Below are 22,675 nucleotides of genomic sequence, written 5' to 3' on the forward strand. Positions count from 1 at the left end.
TGAGCGCCTCCATGATCTGGCTATCCGTGAACTTCGACTTCTTCATTGCGTAGAACTCCCTTTGCTGGAAATTCTACTTCTGATCCCGCTTACTGGACGGGGGTATTACCCGCTTACCGGTCGCTTCTGCGTCTACGGCCTTTTGCCCGGGTGCTTCGTTCTGACCCAGCCTAGCAGGAAGACGCCAGAAATTCCGCCCAGGCCGATAATGACTGGCCAAAACTTGGCAATGACGATTGAGCTCATGGTTGCCGCGCTCCTTGAAAGAAAGACGACCGCTCCTGCACCGAATTCGTCGAATTCGGTGCATCTTGTATAGCGCGCGTCCAGACAAGGATCATCGTTTTTCGGGTACCAGACAGTGCCTTGCCGCACATCCGCGGCGAGGCGACCGGCTACATGATCATCATCGCCAACCCGCCGACCTGCACGCTTTTCGTGCCTTCTAAATGGACTGTGACCGCTTGTGCGGGTGACTTGGACGTTCGTCTCCGATGATCGAGCGCGCGCTGGGGGTCGAAAGCACGCGTTCGCACGGGTGAAACCTGCCCCCGGGTCGCGGAGGCCCGGATGGCAGTAAAGCGCTCTGAAGCCGCCTCACGAACGGCGACACCTGATTGTCGGCAAATGGCCGATGACGCGACGCTGGCTCTCGGCATTCGAATGACCGCTTGCAAAGTGGAGCGGTCGCCAGAATGTCATGGCCACGCAGCGAACGAAGGTCGCCTCTTGGCCAGTTCGCGCTTTACTCGGCGGAACGAACGCGCACGCGATCTCCTATCCGCGGTTATTCCCGCGATCAAGTGCTGAAAACGATTCTCGCAACAGCGCTTCCTGATCGGCAAAGCGCTGCTTGTCGCGCGAGCGAAGTTTGCGCAGGTTTTCGATCTTCCAGCGTATCGCGGGCATGTCGCGCAGATGGTCGTAGGGCGTCAGTGCCCAGTCCGTGTCCAGTCTGACGAGGGATAAAAGAAATTCACGGTGATTCGGGGGCAGCGCGCGTGGCAGATCGTGATGAAGCTGCATCTGGACTTCCTCGAGCTGAGCAAGGCTGAGCGCGTCGACGGTCATCCCCACGAAACCCGCCTCGTATTCATGCGCAAGCGAATGTGGCTTTGCAAACAGAACTTCGTGCACCGGGCGGTTGTGGCCAGCGAGATAGCCGACGAACGCGGTAACGCAATCGTCGCGCAGGCCATACGTCTCGTACATGTGCCGCACATCGAAGATGTCGCGCGGGTGCTGGCGGTCCAACACCGCTACAAGCTTGCTACCGTGCAACTCAGCGTCGGCGAGCGTTGGCACCTCGAAGTCGACGCGGAACATATTCTGCGCACGCGGGACGACAGGGCGCACGACGGTTGGCACAGGGTGCCCCGGAAGACATAGTTCACTTCCACCTTGACCTGGGCATCGGCGGAAGCAACCGTCAGTTTCACGTCATCGCCCTGTTTCTGCCGCTCGCGCCAGCGATTGCCACGTGATAGCCCTGCTGCTCAAACGCCTGTTTTGCGCGTGCCAGCTCGGTGTTGATGATCTCCAGTGCTTCACTCCGGTCCGGCACATGTGAGCGCATGACGACGTCAATGTCGACAGACAGACGCGGCAGGTCTTGCACGAACATATTGATCGCTGTTCCGCCTTTCATGGCGAAATGCGGCGTGTCGAAAACATCTGGCGCGATTGCCAGCATAAGGCGCGCGGTGTTGAGGTACGGGTCGTTCATCGGGTTGCGGCTGCCTGGAAAATGGACGCGTTATGCCTTCAGGTTCAATGGAGGCGTGCCTTTGCGGCTGCTGGTCCAGCGCTTTCCGGGGCCGAGCCTATCGACATGGCGTTGCAGATCCTTGCCCCAGGCAAAGCCGCTGGACTCTCCAAGATCACGCACCAGCTTGACGACCTTCACCCGTGTGCAATGAGAGAGCAGCGTATCGAGTACCTTCGGACGCAGGTTGCGCAATGAGGACGCGATATTGATCGCCTCTTCGAGAGACTGTCCTTTCGCGAGGCGCTTGCCGACATCGCTTGCGAGCTCAAGCAGGGCGCGCTCGGGCTCGGCGACGAGGATTGAGGGGTCCCGGTTGGGGAGCGCGGAGATCGCAAAGCCTTCCGGCAGATTTTCATCGAACAGGCGGGTCGTCTGCAGCGTGTGGGGCAGATGTTCGTTGATCCAGTCCGGCATCACATAAGGACGCATGGCCCAGAGCACGACACGTTCGCGAAAGCTCACGTTGTGGCGCACGCCCTGCCAATCGAGTGCCGTTCTGCCGCCGACATGCATGCCCGTGACGTGCCGGCCGAGGTACGCGAGTACGCCGTCGTGCGTAGGCGTGTCGCCTGCGAGGAGGTATGCCCCTTTTGAAAGGCGTTGCAGCCAACCGGCGCTCACCAGGTAGGTGGTCTGCTGAGCACTTACGCCGCAGTCGCGGAGCATCTGGGGATCAAGCGGCTGTCCGCGGGGGACGCTTTCCATGAGCCGTTGGAGTGATTTGCTGGCCATGCTGTCGCGGGGCATGATTTTTTTGTGGCAACACAAAAAAATCAGTAGTTAATGTAAATAAATCATGAAAAATCCCGGCGTCGACCTCTGACGTTGGCGGCAGGAATGCATCATCAGTGTATTCGATCCAGGCGGCGAGTACATGATTTATTCTATTTTTCTCCGGAAAAATTTGTACTTTATGATAAAAATATATGCGGTAATGCGATGGGCTCGCCTCACCCCGTCACCCATGTTCTTGCTGTGTTTCAGAAGTCGCGGCCCGACACGATTTCTGCCGGAGCAAGGTCCAGCCCTCCCGCATCGGATAAACTATGCGCCTGGTCTATGTCCTTCATTCAACGGGTTTTGTCGATGAGTACGATTCTTGAAAATGTTCCGGTTGGTCAAAAAGTAGGTATTGCGTTCTCGGGTGGCCTCGACACCAGCGCCGCACTGCACTGGATGCGCAAGAAGGGCGCGGTGCCGTACGCCTATACCGCCAACCTCGGCCAGCCCGACGAAGACGACTACGACTCGATCCCGCGCCGCGCGACGGAGTACGGCGCCGAAGGCGCCCGCCTGATCGACTGCCGCGCGCAGCTCGTGGCCGAAGGCATCGCTGCGCTGCAAAGCAGCGCGTTCCACGTCTCGACGGGCGGCGTCACCTACTTCAATACCACGCCGCTCGGGCGCGCCGTGACGGGCACGATGCTCGTCTCCGCCATGAAGGAAGACGGCGTCAACATCTGGGGCGACGGCTCGACCTACAAGGGCAACGACATCGAGCGCTTCTACCGCTACGGCCTGCTCGTCAATCCGGATCTGAAGATCTACAAGCCGTGGCTCGACCAGCTGTTCATCGACGAACTCGGCGGCCGCGCGGAAATGTCGGAGTTCATGCAGCAGTCGGGTTTCGCGTACAAGATGTCGGCCGAAAAGGCCTACTCGACGGACTCGAACCTGCTGGGCGCAACGCACGAAGCCAAGGATCTGGAGAGCCTCGAGTCGGGCATCAAGATCGTGAACCCGATCATGGGCGTGGCGTTCTGGCGCGACGATGTCAAGGTCGACCGCGAGGAAGTCACGATTCGTTTCGAAGAAGGCCAGCCGGTTGCGCTGAACGGCAAGACCTTCCCGAACGCGGTCGAGCTGCTGCTCGAAGCGAACCGCATCGGCGGCCGTCACGGTCTGGGCATGAGCGACCAGATCGAGAACCGCATCATCGAGGCGAAGAGCCGTGGCATTTACGAGGCCCCGGGGATGGCGCTCTTGCACATCGCCTATGAGCGTCTCGTTACCGGCATCCACAACGAAGACACCATCGAGCAGTACCGCGAGAACGGCCGCCGTCTTGGCCGCCTGCTGTACCAGGGCCGCTGGTTCGATCCGCAGGCGATCATGCTGCGCGAAACCGCCCAGCGCTGGGTCGCGCGCGCGATCACGGGTGAAGTGACGCTCGAATTGCGCCGTGGCAACGACTACTCGATCCTGAGCACGAAGTCGCCGAACCTCACGTATCAGCCGGAACGTCTGTCGATGGAGAAGGTGGCTTCGACGTTCTCGCCGCGCGATCGTATCGGTCAGCTGACGATGCGCAATCTCGACATTACCGATACGCGCGACAAGCTGCGCGTCTACGCGCAAGTGGGTCTGCTCACGCCGGGTGAAGCTTCGGCGCTGCCGCAGATCAAGGACGAGAAGAAGTAAGGTGGTGGGGCGGCCTTTTGTTTGGGCCGCTGCTTCCACATGCTGTAAAACCCCGCGTTACCGGTCGTTCGATATGAATGGCTTGGGGCGCGGGGATTTTTTTGGGTGCTTGGCGGGATGTAGGGGAGCAGGGCAGCTTAGTAGTCTGCACGGCGGCCCGCTGCGCCTCTAATACACCAAATCATTCCCACAATCATAGATATCCTCGTCGTAGTCCACGAGATCGAGCGCGGCTCGGACAAGCTGCGTGCCTTCTGGCAAATCCTGGAGTTCAAGTAGCATTTCAGCGTCTTCGACATGTCCGCCAAAACTATCTCGGGCGCTCTTCAATTCCAGATAGTGAACGCTGCTAGTATTATTTTCTTTTTTCAAGCGAGCAATGTCGCCGGATACGGCATCCTCGGTAACCCCGCAATACTCTGTCCGATAAACATCGAATTTATATATATTGTCCTTCGGTCTGCGCATGGATATTTGGGGTATGACGGTAAACCCCGGATATTCCAGGTTGGATACGACTTCATAGTTGAAATTCTCAATAGCCTGACGCACGCTACCGTCAGCATCGTCGATCTCTTCTTGAGAAAAGATGCGCCTCAATTCGACGGTTCCGGCAATTTTGACTTCGTACACGAATATCCAGGAGGCGGCATAGTCGTAGGAGACGGTATGGACAATCCATTTCTCCTTGAGCGCGTTACGTATTTTTGCTTCCAGGGCTGCCTTGGCTTTCAGGAATTGCTTCGGCTTGATGCTGAACCCGACGTACCCTTCTCGCGGAATAAAGCACTCTGCGGCAGTGAATTTCTGTGTGACCGATACGGTGAAGTGAGCTGTGTGCAGCCGGTACGCAGCATCGACGACTTCGTGTTTTCGATGGGCGATCGAAAGCCCTTCCATATCAATCGCCGCGCTCACATCCTCTTGAACGCCTTCCATGTATCGCGCTTCCCAAGCCGCGTCGCTGGATTTGCCGCGTCGTCTGTGCGGATATTCCGGAATCAGACATGAGATCGCGACGTCGAAATAGAAACGTACCGTCTGATCGTGCGTGGTTGCGGGCAATGTGCTCTGTTCCGGTCGGCGCGCCATATACGGACCCTTCGATGTGGAGGCCAGCAATTATCGCTTTTCTACTTTATTCCCGTGGCCGAGAAAGAGCTCTTCAAGCTTGGACCAGCTCATTCGATATCCCTGCTTGCCATTCTTCGGGAACCAGACCGCGGATCCATTCGAAATTTTCAATTCGCCGAATTTATCGGAGTCTTTTCTCACCTGAAAAGTGATGTCGGCTTTGCCGAGTTCGCGTTCCGGGAGGTTGAATTTAACGGTATGCGTAGCCATTTTTTGGGGTAATTTTTTGAATGTCTTGATTATCAATATGCGCTGCACGGAAAGCAGTAATGTCTAGCTGCCTTAGCTGCCGAACGGCAGCGTCCTGATGAAAGTCGCGAGTCGCTCTGCCTCTTGCTGAGTCAGGTCGCTGGGCAATGAAAAATGGACAGGCGACAGGCCGGGACGTAAAACATAGAAGTGGGGGAGCATCTCGACTTCCGCCATATCCAGCTCGTCAGCGTCGGCGTCGTCCTCCAGCTCATCCGCCTCAACTAGCTCGACTTCGTCCGCTTCGCCGATTGCCGCCTGACCGACTTCAGTCAGGCGGGCCTGCCATTCGAAACGGGACGGCGCGCCCTTGCGGCCCAGCACGAATTCACCTAGTCCGAGCTCCGTCATCGCCCTGAAGAGATCAACCACTTCGCGGCGGCTTCCCCTCGTAAAACGCACGACATGATCTACCGTCGTCACGCGCGAGTTCTTGGACCGATTAGCAAGACGGTCGAAGAACTGCCGATTGATTTCGCTTTCGTCGGCAAGCGCACGGATTTCATCGACATTAAAACTCTTATGCATCATGCCCTCTTTTTTGATGCCTCGGATATCACCGGCGCATCATGTCATAAGAGTTTTATTTTGTAAATAAAAAGTTTATAGGGTGTGATCTCGCAACGGGGCTTTCCTTATGTCATTCAGGGTGCCTCGCGCACCGCCTCGCGCGCCGCTTCGCTCTCTCCCGTGCCTTTTCCATCTTGCGGTAAATCTTGTCGAGCGCGGCCTTTCCTTGTGTTTTGGCGGGCCATCGCAGCAATTCTTCCCACAATTCCTTGCGCGCTTTCTTGTTGCGCCACCCCTTGGATTTGAGAAGATTGGCGGCCTGTTTGTCCCACTCTGTCAACATGCCCCATTGCAGGCACTCGATTTCCGCAAAGCGGCCCACGCCCCGAATACCCTTGAATTCGTCTTCAGCCAGGAAGTCGGCTTTCCACTTTTTTTGCTTGGGATCGTAGATATAGCCAACGGCACCGTTCTTCATCCCGCCGGAAGCGTTCGCGCGAAACATATTTTCCGCATTGACTGCCGTCATGCCAATTGAGCCGGTCTTCGCAACAACGTCCATCAAGTGTTCGGGCGTGAAGCTCTTGTTGTCCCAATCGCGCGCATGGGCGAGTGCGCCGGCTACGCGCGCAAAGTGGCCCGCCCGTGAAAGCGGGTCGGGTGGAAACACCCCGATGACTTCATCGAATCGCCCTTTGCGGACAGCCGGCAAGTCGAGCGTGCCGACCAGATTGGTGATGAGCGCGTACGCGAAACTGCGCTCCTTCGCACTCTCCTGTAACGCCTTGAGCTTGGGAAGCATGCCTGGCGTCACGAACGTATAGAAGTTAGTTTCCTTTTCTCCCGATTCGTCGCGACGCTTGAGAATCGGATCGAACTCGTCAAACAGAATCACGACGCGCGAGAGCATCGCGAGGGCATCGAACACTGCACGCGCACGGCCTTCGACATTGGCTTCACCGCTCTTGGCCAAATCGCTCGGCGTCACTTCGACCAATGGCAAATCGCAGGTGTGCGCAAGCGCTTCGATCAGCATCGTTTTACCGGTGCCGCCGGGACCGTGCAGAACGAGCGACGTGCGCACGTCGCCGCCGACTCGCATCACGTGTGCGCGCATCTTCTGCATCGTCACGGCCAGCGACTCGCGGCCGATTTTACGATCGCCAAATTTGAGGTCACACCCCCCCTTCTGGGCGAATCCATAATCCGGGTAAAAGAGCTGTCCAAGTTTCAAGTCTTTCGCCGTCTGGGGGTGCACGGCGAAGTGGTCGAGGATCATCTCGTTCATGCCTTCATCGAGCATGCGATTGAACGAGGCGAGGCTCTCCACCGTATCGACACTGGTTTCGGCATCGGCTTTCGTGCGCCGGTGATCGAACTCCTTGTACCAGCCTTTGATGGAACCGTCTTCGCTCCGTGCGCACTGGCGCTTGAAGAAGTGGAAAATATGACTCGCGCGTTGCCGGTTAATGGGCCATTGGGCCACGCGAATGAGTTCCGCTACGGCGCCCAGCTGTTCCTCTGTATGCACGGTGTACATGCAATTGTCGTGCTCGTGGAAAGGAATGAGGCCGGTGAGCGTGCCGTCGGCGGACAGGTCGGTGCAGATCAGCTGGGCTGCCAGCTTCAGGCGTGCGAGCTCGCTCGACGCGGGTTTCTCGCCGAGTGTGAGCGCATACGCGGGCGCGGCGTAGGCGACCTCGCCGGGTTCCCACGTTCGTGTGTCGGTATGGTTGGCGGCAGCAAGTTGCGTATCGATCACGGAAGACAAATACCGCTTGCTCGCACCCATGCTGTGCCGCACGTTCCCCGCCGCCTCACGGAACAACTTCGCGATTTCCTTCATCCAGTCCGGGCCAGCGACATTTTCCTGCGCGCGTTGAGTCAATTCAAACCCGCGCGCGATCGCCGTCAGCGCATACGCATGGCCGGTCTTTGACGGCCAGTCACCCGGTGCGGGCTCATGGGTAGGGAGTTCCCTTGAGACAATGTCCAGATTATTGGCCAGCACCTGAAGGCCAGTCTTGGCGATGTCATGAAAGTCCTTGGTCAGCACGTCGAAACTCGAACTTTTGCCGATCAACGGGGTGATGTTGAATACGACCTTGTGCTCGGCCAGCGACAATTCCGTTTCGAGTTCCCGCCGCAGCCTGGTTTCGTCGACTTCCTTCCATGCCTCCGGGATGCCCGGATTGGCCAGCGTGACAAGATAGGCGTTGGTGCGGTCCAGATACTCAACGAGATTAGCCGTTTGCTCGAGCACCTTCGCGAGATCGCAGAGCGCACGCACGCATTGGCATGTGAGGTACGCGGTCACCCAGCCTCCCTCGCCGCCACGCGCTCCGCCGATGCACCAGTCCGGCTCCGCAGCCGTGAAAATTTCGCGTACTACCCAATACCACGCGGACATGGTCGCTTTGTGGGTCGCAAAATGGCCGGTCGCAATGCACATGCGCATGGCTTCCGAAGCAGCCAGCACGGGCGCGACCTGCTCCCTCAGTTCGTCGATCGACACTTTGTCGGCATACGATTCGATCTCGGCAACGCTACTCATCGCGTCATCGCGGTCCCGCGCATATTGCAAACGCACTCGCGCGTATTTCCAGAGTTCATAGCGCTGGTCGTCGGTCGGCTTCAGACCGGTCAGCGCCTTGTGCCCTTGGTTGCGCATGTCCGCGCTGTCTTTCCTGATCTTGTCGAGTTGCCGCAGATCATCCATATGGGCTTCGAGATCGTGTGGTGGTTCGACGCGCGGCTCGTGCCGCTGTGCGTCGTTCACCGCACCCGTGGCGCTTGGCCACGACACTGTCGGCTTGGGCATGACGCTCTCCTTCGGCGCGTGAAGCGCCTTCGTAATGCGCCTGCGTAGACCGAGCGAACGGGCCAGTTCAGCCCGTTGAAGGTGGTTGCTCTGCGATCGATCGTGGAGACCATTGCGCGTGGCGCCACGGGCAGTGCATGCGGGCAAACATGAATGTCGTCGGCCAGACGCGGTGGGTTCAACGTGAGATCAGTGGGGCAGGCGCCTTAAATCGGCGATGGAGTTCGATCCCGCGGAACGACTGGTAGGGCTTTATCGAAAAATATTATTTGTGGCAATGCATTTGACCAATGATCGTTTTCGCTATAGCTAACGAGCATAAAAAACAATTTTATGTGTAATACCGCACAGAACTTGTGCGCCATCGAGGAGCGAGCATAAAACGTATGATGTATTCGGCCAGATTCGGTGGATCTCTTCAAGCTATGGCAGGCTGGCTATTTGCGATCCTCGGCACTGCCAAACTCGCGTGTCTCCTGCGCGGGAACCGACACCTGCGTCATCGGCATGTCCACACGGGCAATGGGCGTAGCGATCCCCGTGGCGGCACAAGCATTGCCGATTGTTGCTACGGACGCGCCTCGCTGCGCCAGCATGATCTTCCTGATCCCGAGTCCGCTCCATACGAGCCAAAGCACCTGACTCACCGCAGCCGCCAGATTGAAGTGAAATAGCAGTGAATAAAGCAGACAACAAGGTCCGAACAAGTTGAGGACCAGGTAGCGGCGATCCTCGCGTTGCAGAAAACCGAGTTGCAAGCCTGCGTAGGCGATCTGATAACAGATGACGCCGAAAATGCCGATCAAGTCAGCGGTGTTCATTATCGTGTTGAATAGCGGTTGATCTTGGTATCCAAGCCGTTCATCAGCCCAGAAACGAGGCTTCGTCGTGCGCCAGGGCGGGGCCGATCTTGCGCTGGGCGGCTTGTTGCAGGGACGACAGACTCATCGATTCGTCATCCTTATAGATTGAAGGTTTAAAAATGGCGGCGATGCCGATGCCTCGCCGCCACGAATATGCGCTTATCGCGCCGATTTCAGATCGCCGGGCGTGGCGAGCGGAGCCGTTTTGCGAGCGGGTGCGGAGGCTTCGCTAAGCAGCTTGCCGCGCGTTTCCGGCGCCAGCGCATACGAAACGAGACCACCGAAGAGGCTGATGCCCGCGGCGATCAGCATCGCCGTGCCCACGCCGTACGAGCCGATGATGAGCGGCAGCAAGAAGGTGCCGGCCGCTGCGCCGATGCGCGAAAACGCCGTTGCGAAGCCCACGCCGATGCCGCGAATCTCCGTGGGAAACACTTCGCCCGGATACACGCCGCACAGCGTCGTCGAGATTGCATTGAATAGCGAGAACGTGAAGAAGCACACGAGGATTAGTGTCGACGAAGCATGCGCGAACAGGGCCACGCACATGAGCGCCACTGCGGAGATGAAGAACGGCGGCACGCCGAGCTTGCGACGCCCCACGCGCTCGATCAGCACGACCGCGATCAAGGTGCCGAGCACGGCCACGCTGTTGAGCACCAGACCGCCCGTGAGGCCTTCCTTGAGCCCGAGCTTTTGCAGCACGACCGGAGCGAATGCGCCGATGGCGAAATAGGGCGTCACGTTGCACACCCAGAAGATCGACACGAACATCGTTGTCTTGATGTAGTCGGCGGAAAACAGGCGTCCGAATCCTTGCGCCTTCACCGTGGCCTGCGCATGCAGATCGAGCTGTTCCTCGTGTCCCATGTGTTCGGCGGCGAGCGCTTTGGCTTCTTCGCGGCGGCCACGGCTCATGAGCCAGCGCGGCGATTCGGGCGTGCCCAGGCGCATCAGGAAGACAATGACGGTGGGAATCGTGCTCAGGCCCAGGATGACGTGCCATCCCGCTGCGTTCGATTCGGTCAACATCCAGCCGAGCGCATACGACACGAGATAGCCCACGTACCACGCGAGTTCGAGCAGGGCGAGCAGTTTGCCGCGCAGGCGCGCCGGTGCGAATTCCGCGAGCAGCGGCCAGCCGATCGAATAGTCGGCGCCGATCGCGATGCCCATCAGGATGCGCACGACGAAGAGTTGCCACGGCTCGTTGACGAAGAACTGCGCAACGGAGCCGACCAGGAAGATCGCGAGGTCGATCGTGAACATCGGCTTGCGGCCGACGCGGTCGGCGAGCCAGCCGCCCAGCGGTCCGCCGATAAAGATGCCGATCAACGCCGACGCGCCGATCAGCCCTTGCCACGCGAGCGAGAGATGCAGGTCGGCGGTAATCGCCGGCATGACGATGCCGATGCAGCCGAGGATGAAGCCGTCGATGAACATGCCGCCCCCGATCAGGGCGGTGAGCCGCGTGATGAACCGGCGATGCTTGCCGGAGAGCGCGGGTGGACTATTGCCTGAGAGGGTGGCGGTATGAGGAATGCTTTTCGGCACGATGCTGTCTCCTGATGTTTTGTGGGAAGTCAGGTGGGTCCGCGTTGGTTTTTGCTAACCGGCTTTGCTGGCCTTGTTCCGCGTGAACGCCATGAGCAGTGTGTTGAAGTCAGCGCGCCTGGACAAACGATATTTCGTGCGTGCATTCATCAATTTTTGTCATAGAAAGAGGCGTTGTCCAGACGTGACGAAGCACGCCCGTACAGCCGGCGTGCAGCGTAGACGCTCGATGAAAACCAGCCTGCGTTACGCGCTTTTGTAATCGTTTAGCGCAGCGAAAGCAGCCAGTCGCGGAAGCTCGCGACGCTCTTGCGACGTTCGTGCGGGCCGGTCGGTTCGAGCACGAGAAATTGCCCTTCGGTCTGCAGCGTTTCGGTAATAGGGCGCACGAGCGTGCCGTCTTTCAGATACGGATCGATGAGATTGCGCCAGCCCAGCGCCACGCCCTGGCCGCTCAGTGCGGCCTGGATGACCATCGAATAGTTATTGAGGTTGATCTTGTTGCGCGGCGTGACCGGCGTGAGGCCGCTGCGCCGGAACCACTCGCTCCATGTCACCCAGTCGCGTTCGGAATCGTCCAGCCATAGCCAGGTGCACGACGCGAGGTCCTCGGGCCGATGCAGGGCGCCGTGGCGTGCGAGGTAGGCTGGACTGCATACCGGGAAGATTTCTTCGTTGCAGATGGGCGTGTATTTGATGTGTTCGGGCGGGCTTTTGCAGTAGTACACCGCCAGATCGCATTCGAGTTTGCGGTAGTCCTTGACGTGATCGTAGGCGACGATGCGCAGGTCGATGCCTTCGTGGCTTTCGTTGAATTCGGGAATCCGCGGCAGCAGCCACAGCGACGCAAGCGCGGTGCTGGTCGCAACCGTCACCTGTTGATCGCCGTGCCAGCGTTTGATGAGTTGCGTGGCGTCCGCGAGCGAGAGCAGGGCTTCCCTGCACGACTGGAAATATTGTTCGCCGGTGGGCGTGAGGCGCACCGAACGCGTCGTACGATCGAGCAGATGAGCGCCAAGGAGATCTTCAAGCAGGCCAATCTGCCGGCTGATCGCGCCTTGCGTAACACTGAGCTCGTCGGCGGCGCGTGTGAAGCTGCCAAGGCGTGCAGTCGCTTCGAATGCGACCAGCGCCTTGAACGGTGGCAGTGGCTGGATCCTCATGGGAAGGCGTGTCTCCGGGGACTTCTTTATATATATGCGATCGAACGCGATTTCAGGTCTGGACGGCGCTGCGCGAGCGTGTCTTCAGACCTGAAATTGTGCCTTAACGCCATACAGCGTCAAGCCACGTCCGGGCGGCCAACGCCCGTGCTTTTACCGCGCCTAGCGGGGCTGGAGGCAGTCGGCGGGGTCGTCTGGGCATGCCTCGTCGCAGCGCTTTTTCCAGTCGCCGGGATAGACGACATAGCCGAATAGCGCGAATCCCGAATAGACCAGCGCCGTGCACTTCGGGATCCACAATACCTGTCCCGGTTTAATCTGGTGCGCCACGCCATTCGCCGTGACTTCCAGGCAGCCCTCGATCGTGAAGATCACCTCTTCGTAGAGCGTCGTCCAACTCACTTGCGCACCCTCCCAGCGCGCGAAGCCCACGCCCAGGTTCGGCGAAATCTCGTCGCTCAGCGCCCGCGCGACGTAGGCGGCGCCAGGCGGCCCGCCGCGCACGACAAAGCCCAGCTCCGCGTGATCGACGAGCTGCACGCCCGTGGCTGCTTTCATGCGTGTTTCGCTCATACTTCCGCCCGGCTGTTCCAGGCCGCGAGGCGAATTCGCGTGCGCACGCCAATGCCCAGGAATGGCTCGGGCGGATTGAGCGAGGGCATGCCCGTGACCGCATGAATATCGTCGAGCAGCGAGGACGTTGCGCCTACCGCCCGATCGGCAAGCAGCGTGCCGGAGATCGTTCCCCATGCCGCGCCAACGCCGTTGTCGCATGCAGAGGCGAATACGCCGTCTTCCAGTTGGCCGAAGAAGTTGGTGAAATTGCGCGAGATTGCGTAGACGCCGCCCCAGGTGTGCGTGAAGGGCACATCGGCGAGATCGGGGAAGCGCGCGAGGAACGCCTTGCGGTGTTCCGCACGGATGCTTTCGCGCGTGCTGTCGTCGACGCTGCGGCCGTACTTCGGCACATGCTTATAGGTGTTGCGGATGATGATGCGGCGATCCTGGGTCATGCGCACGGTGGTGCCCGCGTGGTCGGCGGGCGTCAAGCCCCAGTCGAACGTGCCGCTATAGCGCTTGCATTGCGCGGCATTCAGCGGCGCGGTCCAGCTTGCGAACGTCATCACTGGCAGCAGGCGATTGTGCAGATAGCCGAATTCGCGCGTGAAGATGCTTGTGCCCAGCAGCAGGCGCGGCGTGTGGATCTGGCCATCGGCGCCATGCAGCACGTAGCCGCCGAGGCCATCGCGCTCCACGCGCTGGATCGCGGAGTTTTCGAGCAGTTCGACGTTCTCGGGCAGCGAACGCGCGAGGCCGCGCACCAGTGCGGCGGGCTGCATCAGATAGCAGCCGGACGTGAACACCGCGCGGCTGTAGTGCGTGGTGCCGAGCACCTTCGCCAGTTCGCGGCCTTCGACTGCATGGAACGGTTCGCCGAGCGCGGCCATCAGCTTTTCGAAGTGCGCGAGATAGGCGAGACCGCGTTCGCCGACCGCGCCCTGGTACTTGCCGGCGTGCGACCACTGGCACGCGATGCCATGTTCGTCGACGAGCGATTGCAGTTGCGCGATGGCCGTGCGGTTCAGGCGCAGCAGGCGCTGCTTGAATTGTGCATCGGGATTTTCGAGCGCGAATTTGTGCGGCAGGTCGATCACGAAACCCGAGTTGCGGCCCGAGGCGCCTTCGCCGACGCGCTGGGCATCCACCAGCACGATGCGCGCGTCGGGTTCGTGTTCGGCCAGGCGTCGCGCGGCTGCGAGTCCGGCGAAGCCGGCGCCGATCACGGCGTAATCGGCGCGCTGGCTACCGCTCAGGCGTCGCGCGGGTTGTGGCGGCGGCAAGGCGGCGTACCAGCCACAGGTTTTGTCGTCATGGGGCAGATTCATGGTGTGCGTTCTGTAGTCAGTCAGTTAGCCTGCTGGCACTGTTCCACCCAGCGGCCGCGCAAAGCTTGCGCGCGCTGGCCGATCAGCGCGAAGCCGCGCATCTTGCCGTGGCTGTCGAAGTGGCCGCAGCTGAAGCCGTCCTCGGTGGCGTCGATGCGCCATTCGCCTTCCGGCGCGGCAGGCGGCAACAGCATCAACGGCGCCGCGGGCGTCTTCACTTGCACGGGCATCGGCGGATAAAGCACGTCCGTCGGCTGGCCGGTCAGGGTGTGCGCGAGCGCATCGACGCCGTGATTGATCGGCGCGAGATAGGGCGCGGGCCGGCCATCGATTTCGACGCAATCGCCCAGCGCGTAAATGTCGGGCAAGCTGGTGCGCAGTTGCGCGTCGGTGCGGATGCCGCGTCCGACCTCCACGCCGCATGCCGCTGCCAGCGCGACGTTCGGTGCGAGGCCCACGGCCGAGATCACCACTTCGGCTTCGATGCGCGCGCCGTCGGCGAGCGCGAGCGTCCAGTTGCCGGGCGCGCCCGTGATTTCCCGCACCGAGTTTTGCAGATGCCACTGCACGCCGAGCGCGGCGAGGGCGTCTTGCAGATGGTTGCCCGCTTCCTGTGGCATGAGCCGTTCGAGCGGCCATTTGCCGATGCCGATCACGCTCACGTGCAGACCACGCTTGGCGAGATCGTTGGCAAACTCGCAACCGATCAAGCCGTCACCGACGATGGCGACACGCGAGACGCCATCGAGACGGCTGCGCAGGAGGCGGTAATCGTCGAGGTTATTGACGCTCAGCAGCGCGTCGGCGCGGCCCGCGACATCGAGCCGGATCGGGCTTGCACCCAGCGCGAGCACGAGCTTCGAATAGGGCATCGCGCCGTAGCGGGTGTGCAGGGCGCGCGCCTCGGCGTCGATCGATTCGACTTCGCAGCGTGGATAGACGCGGATCTTCAAGCGCCGCTCGATATCGAATGGGGTTTCGCTGATGAGCGCCTCGGCGCTGCGGTCTTGCGAGGTGGCGATCGACAGCGCGGGCTTGGAATACAGATCGCCCGATTCGCGGGTGAGCACCACGATTTCCGCGTTCGCGTCGTGTTTCCGGATGGCTTGCGCGAGGCTATAACCCGCATGCCCCGAGCCGACGATGACGATCGGGCCCTCTCGGCGCGGCGCGGCCGGTGCGGGCACAGGTTTAGCCGCCGGCGTGGGCGCGGCGGGCGCGGCAGCGACCGCTTCTTCGCGGATCTCGATCATCTCGAAGTCCGCTTTGCCTACGCCGCAATCGGGGCATTTCCAGTCGTCGGGGACGTCTTCCCAGCGCGTGCCGGCGGCGATCCCGTCCTTGGGCCAGCCCTCGGCCTCATCGTAAATGAGGCCGCAAATGATACAGAGCCACTTTTTCATCGTCGTACCTCTTAACCTTCGGCAACCCGGATCGCGACGTTTTTCGTCTGCACATAGCTGTAGATTGCTTCCTGACCCTTCTCGCGGCCGAAGCCGGAGAGCCCCACGCCGCCGAACGGCGTTTCGATCCCGCCCGCGTACCACTCGTTGACGAACACCTGACCCGCTCGCAGGCGTCGCGCGAAGCGCAGCGCGCGATTGACGTCGCGCGTGAACACGCCGGCAACGAGGCCATACGGCGTGCCGTTGGCGATGGCGACGGCTTGCTCTTCGGTGTCGAAGGGAATCACGCTGAGTACCGGGCCGAATACCTCTTCGCAGGCAATGGCCATCTCGGGATTCACGCCCGCGAACACGGTCGGCTGCATATAGAAGCCCGTGCGGTTGGCGACGCGTGCGCCGCCTGCGACCGGCTGCGCGCCCTCGGCGATTGCCGCTTCGCACAGGGCGACCACGCGTTCGAGCTGTTGCCCGCTGATCAGGGGCGTGTGATCGGGGTCCTGCTCGCCCGGGCCGATGGTGAGGCCGCGTGCGAGTTGCGCGACATCGGCGACGACTTCGTCATAGATGTCGCGGTGCACGACAAGGCGCGACATCGCTGAGCACACCTGGCCGGAATTGAAGAAGATGCCGCTTTTCACGCTGGCGAGCAGTTGCGCGCGGTCCGAGTCGGCAAAGACGATGGCCGCCGATTTGCCGCCGAGTTCCATCACGCTGGGCGTGGCCCATTGCGCGGCGGCGGCGAGGATCGAGCGGCCGGTCGCGACCGACCCCGTGAAGACGATTTGCCTCGTCTGCGGGCTGGCGGCGAGATGCGCGCCGACATCGCGACCCAGGCCGCACAACAATTGCACCGCGCCGCGCGGCAGACCGGCCCGTGCGATGGCTTCGAACAGTACGCACATGCCGAGCGGCGAAAGCTCGGGCGACTTCACGACGACGGCGTTGCCCGCCGCAAGCGCCGGGGCGAGCGAGCGCGCGCAAATCGAAACCGGGAAATTCCACGGCACGATCTGCACCGACACGCCCATCGGCTCGTAGCGCGTGAAGTCGACGTAGTCGTCGCCGAGCGGCACCGAGATGCCTTCGAGCTTGTCGGCGAGACCCGCGTAGTACTCGAAGTAGCGCGCGGCTTCGGCAAATTCGTCGCGGGCGTCGCTAAGGCGCTTGCCGTTTTCGAGGCAAAGCATGCGCGCGCCTTCTTCCGTCACCGCGCGGATTTCGTCGGCAATGCGCAGCAGCCAGCGTACGCGTTCGGCGGGCCGTTGCCGCGTGAGCTCGCCGCTGGCGGCGCAGCGCGTGGCGGCGTCGAGCGCGCGCTGGGCGTCTTCGACGCTGGCGAGCGCGATGCTGGCGAACGGCTCGCCGTTCGCCGGGTTGGTCACGTCCAGACGGTTCGGGCAGTCCACCCATTCGCCGTCGATGTAGTTGAGCCAGTGATGACCGATCGAGCGTTCCATGGCTTACTCCGCGCGTTGCTGGTCCGGGTTTTGAGCTTGCCCATGTGCAAGTACGCGGCGCGCCATCCACTGATGAAAGTAGTGCGTCGGCTGGTCCATCTCCGGAGAGAACACGCCTCCCTTGAAACCCGGCGACTGGCGGCCCGCCTGCATGCCTTGCACCGCGCCGATGTCTTCCGAAAACACCACGCGCCACGCATTCAGCACGGCCTGGCGGCTGGCCTCGTATTGCGGCGCGTCGGCGGCGTCCTTGCCGACGAACAGCAGGCGAAGGTGCTCGACCGTGCGGTTCGCGGCCAGCGGTTGCAGCATCATCGCGAACGCGTGGTCGGCCTGGATGCCGAGCAGCACGTTCGGGAACAGCGCGACGTATTCGGCCGTGCGCATGCGGTCGGCGGGCCAGGACGGGAAGGTCGGCAGGGACGTGCCTTCGACGTCGGCGAGGTTATACGCGTAGCTGCCCTGACCGGCGAATTGATCGGCGAATGCGATGTTGTAGTGATCTTCGAGGCGCGAATACGAGTTCAGTGACGGATGGACCCAGGGCAGGTGATAGGCCTCGCAGTAGTTCTCGACTGCGAGCTTCCAGTTGCACTTGACCTCGACCGACCAGGCGCCGCCTTCGTTCGGCACGGTCATGAGCGCATTGCCGTCGTCGCCGAGGAATTTGGACCAGCGTTCGGTCAGCGGACGCACGACCTCCGCGAAATCGGGCGCGGTTCCCGAGAGATTCACGAACACCATGCCCATCCAGACATGGCTGCGCAGCGCCTTCAGACCGTGTTTTTCGCACGGCACGCGCGCGTCCTTGTGCTGATTGATGCCGCCCACGTGCGGCGTGCCCTTGAGCGTGCCGTTCAGGTCGTAAGTCCACGAATGGTACGGGCAGCGGATGACGCCCTGAATTTCCCCGGCTTCCTGCACCAGCTTCATGCCGCGATGGCTGCAGACGTTATGGAACACCTGCAAGACGCCTTCGCGATTGCGCGTGATGAGCAGCGGCAGCCCCATGAAGTCGACGGGCTTCACGGAGGACGGCTGCTTGAGATCGTCCGCGAAACCGACGCACACCCACTCCTGGCTCAGCACGGTGTCGCGCTCGACCTCGAAGTATTGCTCGCTCGTGTAGAACGCATTACCGAGGCCGGCGGCCTGCTCGATGGGGTTGAGCACCGTTTGCAACTGGCTGAGGGGGAAGTACTTGATTTCAGTGGGGGCGTTCATCGTGTTTGTCTCCATGGCACGTTCGCGTAACTTGTTTCACCGGAGCCTTCGGAAGGCCGGGATTGGTGAAAATTATCGAAGTGCTCAACGGCGACAACAAACGATTCTTTGGCGGTGAATTAATTAGAAAAACTCATGGACGCGCCCGGCGGGGCGGGTTGCACCGAACGGGCGGATCGGTCTGGCTGGTCCGCTGGTATGACTTTCATGGCGGGCATCCGACTATTACGTTTCCGACCTGAGAAGCTATGCTGCTCGTTACCACAGGAGGCGTACATGGCAGAGACATGGCAATTCCAGATCCGGATTACCGTTACGCCCGAACTGGCCGAGGCGTTGCGCGCGCGTACCCAACATGAAGGGCGCGATTTACTCGAAGCGGTCTTGCGTGAGCGCAGCGCCTCGTTGAAGTGTCAGTACGATGCGTTCGCCGAGTACGTCGAGGAGGCGGAGCGGGAGGGGCAGGAGCGCTATCCCTTGTACCAATGGACGAAGGATACGATCGATAACCCCGAGAAAAAGGCGAAGTATCTAAAGTCGTTCACTGTGTACGTTCGAGGGGACGAGGTCTACGACAGGGAAACAGCCGACTGGCTGCACGAGCGGCTCTCGGCCCTCGCCGGCAAGCTGGGCATCGAAGCAGTGAGCCGGTTCGATACGAACCCGGCCAACAATCCGCAACCGCCCGCGCGGAAGTGAGGCGCAAGGGCTCCGAAGCGATCCCTTGCCCTAGCGCCTAATTGCGTTCGACGCGATCGGCGAGCGCGCGCAGCAAGGCCGCGCCATCGCCGCGCCAGGCGCTGCCGTGCATGCAGGCGAGCGTTGTCGGCTGCAATGCTGCGAGGCGTTCCAGCATGGCGCGGGCGTTTGTGGTGTGCGAGAAGTAATCCATCTGTTGACGGAACGCTTCGCTGGGTTCGAGGATGTCGCTCTCGATGAGCGGCGGAGGATGCGAACCGCCTTGAGTGAATAAGTCGCCACAGAGCAGCGTTGACGACGTGGTTTCCATGAGGAACCCGCATTCCCACGAGTGGGGTAGATGCGGCGTATAAAGCCAACGCACGCTGTGCTGCCCCAGCGAGATCGTCTCGTCATCATCGAGCGCACGTGGCGGACGGTCGGCAAAATCGCCCACCGAAACCATGGCCGCGACCTGGCCGCATAGGGGCTCCGCACGCGGAGCGGCGGCGAGAAACTCATTGAGTGCGCCACATTCGTCGGATTCGAAATGCGAGAAACCGATATAGCGCAAACGATCTATTGGCATGATCCGCTCGACAGCTTCTCTCACGACCGGAAACAGTTTGCGCAGGCCGGTATGAAATAGCAGTGGCTCGTCGTCGTCGATCAGATACTGGTTGAACGAGAATCCACCACCAGGGATCTCGACCGGCGTGGAGATGCGATAGATGCGATTCGCAATCTCATCGATGGTTGTGCCGCTGGAAAGGGATAGGGTCGCCATGGTGCGCTCCTTATCTGGGTAACGGGCAGGCTCGCGATTCATCGGATCGACGGGGCACGTTCGGCGATTGTCGGCCAGCTCGGTGACAATGTCCAATGACGGCCAGAAAGGCAACTGTATTGGTCAGAGCAAATGCACTGTAACGCCAGGCAAAGGGCTTCATCTTTAGAATGATTAAAGATGTATTGTCCCCGGAAGCACGTCCACCCCACTTAGCTGAGGAAGCTCTCATGAAACGTCCGCAGGCGGTTCCAACGCAGCAGGTTTCGAATGAACGCGTGATTGTCACCGAATGGCGATTTGCGTCCGGCGCCGAAACCGGCTGGCACGTTCACGGGCACGACTATGTCGTGGTTCCGCAAACGGACGGCCAACTTCTTCTCGAAACAACGCAAGGCAACCGGGAATCGCAACTGCGCGCTGGGCAAAGTTACGCCGGATTGAAAGGAGTGGAGCACAACGTCGTGAACGCGAGCGATCACGAGGTGGTGTTTGTCGAGGTGGAAATTCGTTGAGGTTATTCCTGAGAGGAAGTACGGCCAAATAAGCTGATTCGCGTCGCGCGGATCAGCGACTTCTTGTTACGTCGTTTCCTGCGAATTTTCCGGGAACCTGTTTTCCCCATGCGAAGCGCGATTCTGGCCAAGCCAGCGCGTGAGTTCATTGGTGGCCATCGCCTTGGCGTAATGCCATCCCTGCGCGTACTGCACGCCCTTGTCCCGAAGCCACGCGGCCTGAGCCGCCGACTCAACGCCTTCCGCAATAATTTCCACGTTCAGTTCATGTGCCATCGCAATGATGTGGGGGGCAACGACACTTGATGCGGTATCCTGGGCAATCGTTTCGACGAAAGATCTATCGATCTTCAAGACATCGATTTCGAACGTCTGGAGGTACGAGAGGCTTGAGTAGCCCGTTCCGAAATCGTCGATGTAGACCGGATGCCCCGCTGCCCTGAACGCGGCAATCACACCCCGGGTTGTCTCGGCGTTCATGAAGCTACGCTCCGTTGCCTCTATGCGAATTTGCTTTGGCGCGATGCCGGTCCCGTTGAGCGAGGCATTAAGGAGATTCAGGAACCGGAAGGTAGCCAGGTCTTCGCCGCTCACGTTGATCGAGACGTAGAAGGAAGGGCTGGCGACTAGCAGGGCGCCTAGCTGTGCGAGGGTCTTTTCCAGAACAAGATCGGTCAGTGGCTGGATGAGTTGGTTATCCTCAGCAACTCGCACAAAAACTTCGGGAGAGATGCTTCTTCCATTCAACGTCCAGCGTACCAGCGCTTCCACGCCGATGCATTTACCGTCAGTGAGATTGACGATTGGCTGATAGACCACATCGATCATGCGGCGCGCAATGGCCCATTCGAGCGTGGCGGGAAACGACAACTGCCGCGTGACCCGCCGGTATGCGAGCCACCCCAGTGCCGCGCCCACGATGACGCCGATCGATAGCCAGGCAATCAGCACCTTGGGCCAGTCTCCCGCGATATGGCCGTGCGGGGATCTTACGACGACACCAACTGGACGTGTTGACGAATGGGCAACCGCGTAATACCACTGGTCGCTCTTCACGTTTCCATCGTGCTTCCACGCGTTGAGCATTTCGTCGGGATCGGCCCCCGGCGATATGGCCATAAGCGTCCCGGTCGTGGTTAGAATCGCCGCGATGGGACGCTGCGCAGGATCGATGAGATCGACGTAGGACCCGGAGTCGACAGCGACGTAATTTCCACTTCGGCCGATCTGGATGTCCTTGCGTACGTCGCTCAATGGACTCTTTTGTTGAAGCCATACCAGGTAGCCGTCGTTGCTGCGAAAGTCCGGCGGAGGCAGCGCAAAATTCTTTGTGCGTACATCGCCAAGCAGTGGCGAGCAGAGATAGTGCCCATCGCCATACGACCCCGCGTCCTGGACGTAGCGGTAGTTGTAGACGATGCGTGCCGCCTGTTCCAGTTTCGCTGTCGAGCAAACCGGACCGGGTACCCGGTCCAGGTCGGAGAGCGCGGCGAATGCCTGATACGTCACGAAATCCGTGCGCATGACCGCTTTGTTTGCAAACTCGCGCAGTTCCTCGCGGTCGCGGTTTTCGACGTCTTTGTCGGCGACGTAAAGGCTGGTCAACACCGGGCCGATAGTGGCGAGGCACCCGAGGGCAATCGAAGCCGAAATCAGCGTGATGCGCTTGATCATTTCGAAGCCGAATAGGGATGATTGGAAACGGGTGTTGCGCAGCTCGTTGCGAGTGTTTCGACTCCGACGTCCGTCTAAAGAATAGTCTTTTATGTTTCCTTTTCAACGACATGCGGCGCTTTGCGACTGCGTCGTTGGTTGAGGGGCGATGGCTATGAACGACAGCTAACTTTCGGTTGTGCTCTGGATAGACATGGGATGTGTCATCGGTTCGGAATTTTTGATGAAGGGGGGCTTCGTTCGCCCGTTGCCTGCTGGGTGGCAATTGAGCTGCAATCGTGGAGGCTGCTTCCGGTCCTACTCTGGCCACCATTTGGTGACTGTGCGCTCGCGCACATGCACTGGCCTTTTTCGTGTGGCAACTGAATCGGAAAACCCTGATATGCGTACCCATTGGAAGTTGCCTACGATCCAATTAAATCAGGCAATTGAAAGTCGATTGACTACGCATAAATTCGATGTCTTGCGTGTGAATGCGTTGCCGCTATAAATACCTTTGAAGTCGGCGATGAAACTTGCGGTTGCCAACATTTGCCTGGTGCGCTGGATACTCCCAATGCACTCA

The 22,675-nt window shown here is 60.3% G+C and carries 21 protein-coding genes; 4 read left to right on the plus strand and 17 right to left on the minus strand.

The features are described 5' to 3' along the window. Positions 1-777 precede the first annotated feature (777 nt). From HV773_RS37425 to HV773_RS26080, 3 genes are all read right to left on the minus strand, one after another. Entirely contained in the window at positions 778-1,326 is a 549-nt protein-coding gene (locus HV773_RS37425) for a nucleotidyl transferase AbiEii/AbiGii toxin family protein (protein ID WP_343052380.1), read from the minus strand. A gap of 109 nt (positions 1,327-1,435) precedes the next feature. Continuing rightward, positions 1,436-1,726 (minus strand): nucleotidyl transferase AbiEii/AbiGii toxin family protein, encoded by a 291-nt coding sequence (locus tag HV773_RS37430; RefSeq protein ID WP_343052381.1) that lies wholly within the window; start codon positions 1,724-1,726, stop codon positions 1,436-1,438. Between the two features lie 30 nt (positions 1,727-1,756). Further along, the gene (locus HV773_RS26080) at positions 1,757-2,500 is read right to left on the minus strand and encodes a type IV toxin-antitoxin system AbiEi family antitoxin domain-containing protein (protein WP_175197184.1); all 744 of its coding nucleotides are present in this window, start codon (positions 2,498-2,500) and stop codon (positions 1,757-1,759) included. Positions 2,501-2,854: 354 nt separating this feature from the next. On the opposite strand from HV773_RS26080, the gene argG reads away from it, so the two are divergent. Continuing rightward, positions 2,855-4,189, plus strand: coding sequence for an argininosuccinate synthase (gene argG, locus HV773_RS26085; RefSeq protein WP_175197115.1), 1,335 nt, complete (start codon positions 2,855-2,857; stop codon positions 4,187-4,189). A gap of 168 nt (positions 4,190-4,357) precedes the next feature. Here the strand turns inward: argG and HV773_RS26090 are convergent, their stop codons facing one another. From HV773_RS26090 to HV773_RS26145, 12 genes are all read right to left on the minus strand, one after another. Then, the gene (locus HV773_RS26090; protein WP_175197116.1) at positions 4,358-5,254 is read right to left on the minus strand and encodes a hypothetical protein; all 897 of its coding nucleotides are present in this window, start codon (positions 5,252-5,254) and stop codon (positions 4,358-4,360) included. Positions 5,255-5,311: 57 nt separating this feature from the next. Beyond that, a complete protein-coding gene (locus HV773_RS26095) occupies positions 5,312-5,533 on the minus strand; it encodes a hypothetical protein (RefSeq protein WP_175197117.1) in 222 nt (73 codons plus the stop codon). 72 nt (positions 5,534-5,605) lie between these two features. Next, positions 5,606-6,103, minus strand: a complete 498-nt coding sequence (locus tag HV773_RS26100; RefSeq protein ID WP_175197118.1) for a hypothetical protein — start codon at positions 6,101-6,103, stop codon at positions 5,606-5,608. 109 nt (positions 6,104-6,212) lie between these two features. After that, positions 6,213-8,903, minus strand: a complete 2,691-nt coding sequence (locus tag HV773_RS26105) for an AAA family ATPase (protein ID WP_175197119.1) — start codon at positions 8,901-8,903, stop codon at positions 6,213-6,215. Positions 8,904-9,340: 437 nt separating this feature from the next. Beyond that, positions 9,341-9,724, minus strand: coding sequence for a CBU_0592 family membrane protein (locus HV773_RS26110; protein ID WP_175197120.1), 384 nt, complete (start codon positions 9,722-9,724; stop codon positions 9,341-9,343). A 201-nt stretch (positions 9,725-9,925) separates the two neighbouring features. Then, complete coding sequence (locus HV773_RS26115) at positions 9,926-11,320, minus strand: MFS transporter (RefSeq protein ID WP_246282396.1); 1,395 nt, start codon at positions 11,318-11,320, stop codon at positions 9,926-9,928. Between the two features lie 266 nt (positions 11,321-11,586). Then, on the minus strand, positions 11,587-12,483 hold the full coding sequence (locus HV773_RS26120) for a LysR substrate-binding domain-containing protein (RefSeq protein ID WP_175197121.1): 897 nt from the start codon (positions 12,481-12,483) through the stop codon (positions 11,587-11,589). A gap of 162 nt (positions 12,484-12,645) precedes the next feature. Next, positions 12,646-13,041, minus strand: coding sequence for an ethanolamine utilization protein EutQ (locus HV773_RS26125; protein ID WP_175197122.1), 396 nt, complete (start codon positions 13,039-13,041; stop codon positions 12,646-12,648). Positions 13,042-13,052: 11 nt separating this feature from the next. Then, positions 13,053-14,369, minus strand: a complete 1,317-nt coding sequence (locus HV773_RS26130; protein WP_175197123.1) for an NAD(P)/FAD-dependent oxidoreductase — start codon at positions 14,367-14,369, stop codon at positions 13,053-13,055. A gap of 20 nt (positions 14,370-14,389) precedes the next feature. Beyond that, on the minus strand, positions 14,390-15,772 hold the full coding sequence (locus HV773_RS26135; RefSeq protein ID WP_175197124.1) for an FAD-dependent oxidoreductase: 1,383 nt from the start codon (positions 15,770-15,772) through the stop codon (positions 14,390-14,392). Positions 15,773-15,783: 11 nt separating this feature from the next. After that, a complete protein-coding gene (locus HV773_RS26140) occupies positions 15,784-17,232 on the minus strand; it encodes an aldehyde dehydrogenase family protein (protein WP_175197125.1) in 1,449 nt (482 codons plus the stop codon). 3 nt (positions 17,233-17,235) lie between these two features. Beyond that, positions 17,236-18,456, minus strand: coding sequence for an aromatic ring-hydroxylating oxygenase subunit alpha (locus HV773_RS26145; RefSeq protein WP_175197126.1), 1,221 nt, complete (start codon positions 18,454-18,456; stop codon positions 17,236-17,238). A gap of 65 nt (positions 18,457-18,521) precedes the next feature. On the opposite strand from HV773_RS26145, the gene HV773_RS26150 reads away from it, so the two are divergent. Further along, complete coding sequence (locus HV773_RS26150) at positions 18,522-18,698, plus strand: hypothetical protein (protein ID WP_175197127.1); 177 nt, start codon at positions 18,522-18,524, stop codon at positions 18,696-18,698. Positions 18,699-18,732: 34 nt separating this feature from the next. Further along, a complete protein-coding gene (locus HV773_RS26155; protein WP_175197128.1) occupies positions 18,733-19,155 on the plus strand; it encodes a hypothetical protein in 423 nt (140 codons plus the stop codon). 37 nt (positions 19,156-19,192) lie between these two features. On the opposite strand, the gene HV773_RS26160 is transcribed toward HV773_RS26155, so the two are convergent. Beyond that, positions 19,193-19,921: an oxygen-binding di-iron domain-containing protein gene (locus HV773_RS26160; RefSeq protein WP_175197186.1), complete on the minus strand. Its 729-nt coding sequence runs from the start codon at positions 19,919-19,921 to the stop codon at positions 19,193-19,195. Positions 19,922-20,151: 230 nt separating this feature from the next. Here HV773_RS26160 and HV773_RS26165 point away from each other — a divergent pair, with 230 nt between their 5' ends. Next, on the plus strand, positions 20,152-20,436 hold the full coding sequence (locus HV773_RS26165) for a cupin domain-containing protein (RefSeq protein ID WP_175197129.1): 285 nt from the start codon (positions 20,152-20,154) through the stop codon (positions 20,434-20,436). 66 nt (positions 20,437-20,502) lie between these two features. On the opposite strand, the gene HV773_RS26170 is transcribed toward HV773_RS26165, so the two are convergent. Continuing rightward, complete coding sequence (locus HV773_RS26170; protein ID WP_175197130.1) at positions 20,503-22,110, minus strand: EAL domain-containing protein; 1,608 nt, start codon at positions 22,108-22,110, stop codon at positions 20,503-20,505. Positions 22,111-22,675: the final 565 nt, after the last annotated feature.

Origin of the sequence: Paraburkholderia caffeinitolerans (genome assembly GCF_902859945.1) — a bacterium.
GTDB lineage: Bacteria > Pseudomonadota > Gammaproteobacteria > Burkholderiales > Burkholderiaceae > Paraburkholderia > Paraburkholderia caffeinitolerans.

What these genes read in the sequence shown, in the direction of transcription:
- HV773_RS26095 (WP_175197117.1), bottom strand. Translation starts at nt 5,533, where the DNA reads ATGGCTACGCATACCGTTAAATTCAACCTCCCGGAACGCGAACTCGGC.
- HV773_RS26170 (WP_175197130.1), bottom strand. Translation starts at nt 22,110, where the DNA reads ATGATCAAGCGCATCACGCTGATTTCGGCTTCGATTGCCCTCGGGTGC.
- argG (WP_175197115.1), top strand. Translation starts at nt 2,855, where the DNA reads ATGAGTACGATTCTTGAAAATGTTCCGGTTGGTCAAAAAGTAGGTATT.
- HV773_RS26135 (WP_175197124.1), bottom strand. Translation starts at nt 15,772, where the DNA reads ATGAAAAAGTGGCTCTGTATCATTTGCGGCCTCATTTACGATGAGGCC.
- HV773_RS26120 (WP_175197121.1), bottom strand. Translation starts at nt 12,483, where the DNA reads ATGAGGATCCAGCCACTGCCACCGTTCAAGGCGCTGGTCGCATTCGAA.
- HV773_RS26165 (WP_175197129.1), top strand. Translation starts at nt 20,152, where the DNA reads ATGAAACGTCCGCAGGCGGTTCCAACGCAGCAGGTTTCGAATGAACGC.
- HV773_RS26145 (WP_175197126.1), bottom strand. Translation starts at nt 18,456, where the DNA reads ATGAACGCCCCCACTGAAATCAAGTACTTCCCCCTCAGCCAGTTGCAA.
- HV773_RS26110 (WP_175197120.1), bottom strand. Translation starts at nt 9,724, where the DNA reads ATGAACACCGCTGACTTGATCGGCATTTTCGGCGTCATCTGTTATCAG.
- HV773_RS26130 (WP_175197123.1), bottom strand. Translation starts at nt 14,369, where the DNA reads ATGAATCTGCCCCATGACGACAAAACCTGTGGCTGGTACGCCGCCTTG.
- HV773_RS37430 (WP_343052381.1), bottom strand. Translation starts at nt 1,726, where the DNA reads ATGAACGACCCGTACCTCAACACCGCGCGCCTTATGCTGGCAATCGCG.
- HV773_RS26125 (WP_175197122.1), bottom strand. Translation starts at nt 13,041, where the DNA reads ATGAAAGCAGCCACGGGCGTGCAGCTCGTCGATCACGCGGAGCTGGGC.
- HV773_RS37425 (WP_343052380.1), bottom strand. Translation starts at nt 1,326, where the DNA reads ATGTTCCGCGTCGACTTCGAGGTGCCAACGCTCGCCGACGCTGAGTTG.
- HV773_RS26155 (WP_175197128.1), top strand. Translation starts at nt 18,733, where the DNA reads ATGGCAGAGACATGGCAATTCCAGATCCGGATTACCGTTACGCCCGAA.
- HV773_RS26160 (WP_175197186.1), bottom strand. Translation starts at nt 19,921, where the DNA reads ATGGCGACCCTATCCCTTTCCAGCGGCACAACCATCGATGAGATTGCG.
- HV773_RS26080 (WP_175197184.1), bottom strand. Translation starts at nt 2,500, where the DNA reads ATGGCCAGCAAATCACTCCAACGGCTCATGGAAAGCGTCCCCCGCGGA.
- HV773_RS26105 (WP_175197119.1), bottom strand. Translation starts at nt 8,903, where the DNA reads ATGCCCAAGCCGACAGTGTCGTGGCCAAGCGCCACGGGTGCGGTGAAC.
- HV773_RS26100 (WP_175197118.1), bottom strand. Translation starts at nt 6,103, where the DNA reads ATGATGCATAAGAGTTTTAATGTCGATGAAATCCGTGCGCTTGCCGAC.
- HV773_RS26140 (WP_175197125.1), bottom strand. Translation starts at nt 17,232, where the DNA reads ATGGAACGCTCGATCGGTCATCACTGGCTCAACTACATCGACGGCGAA.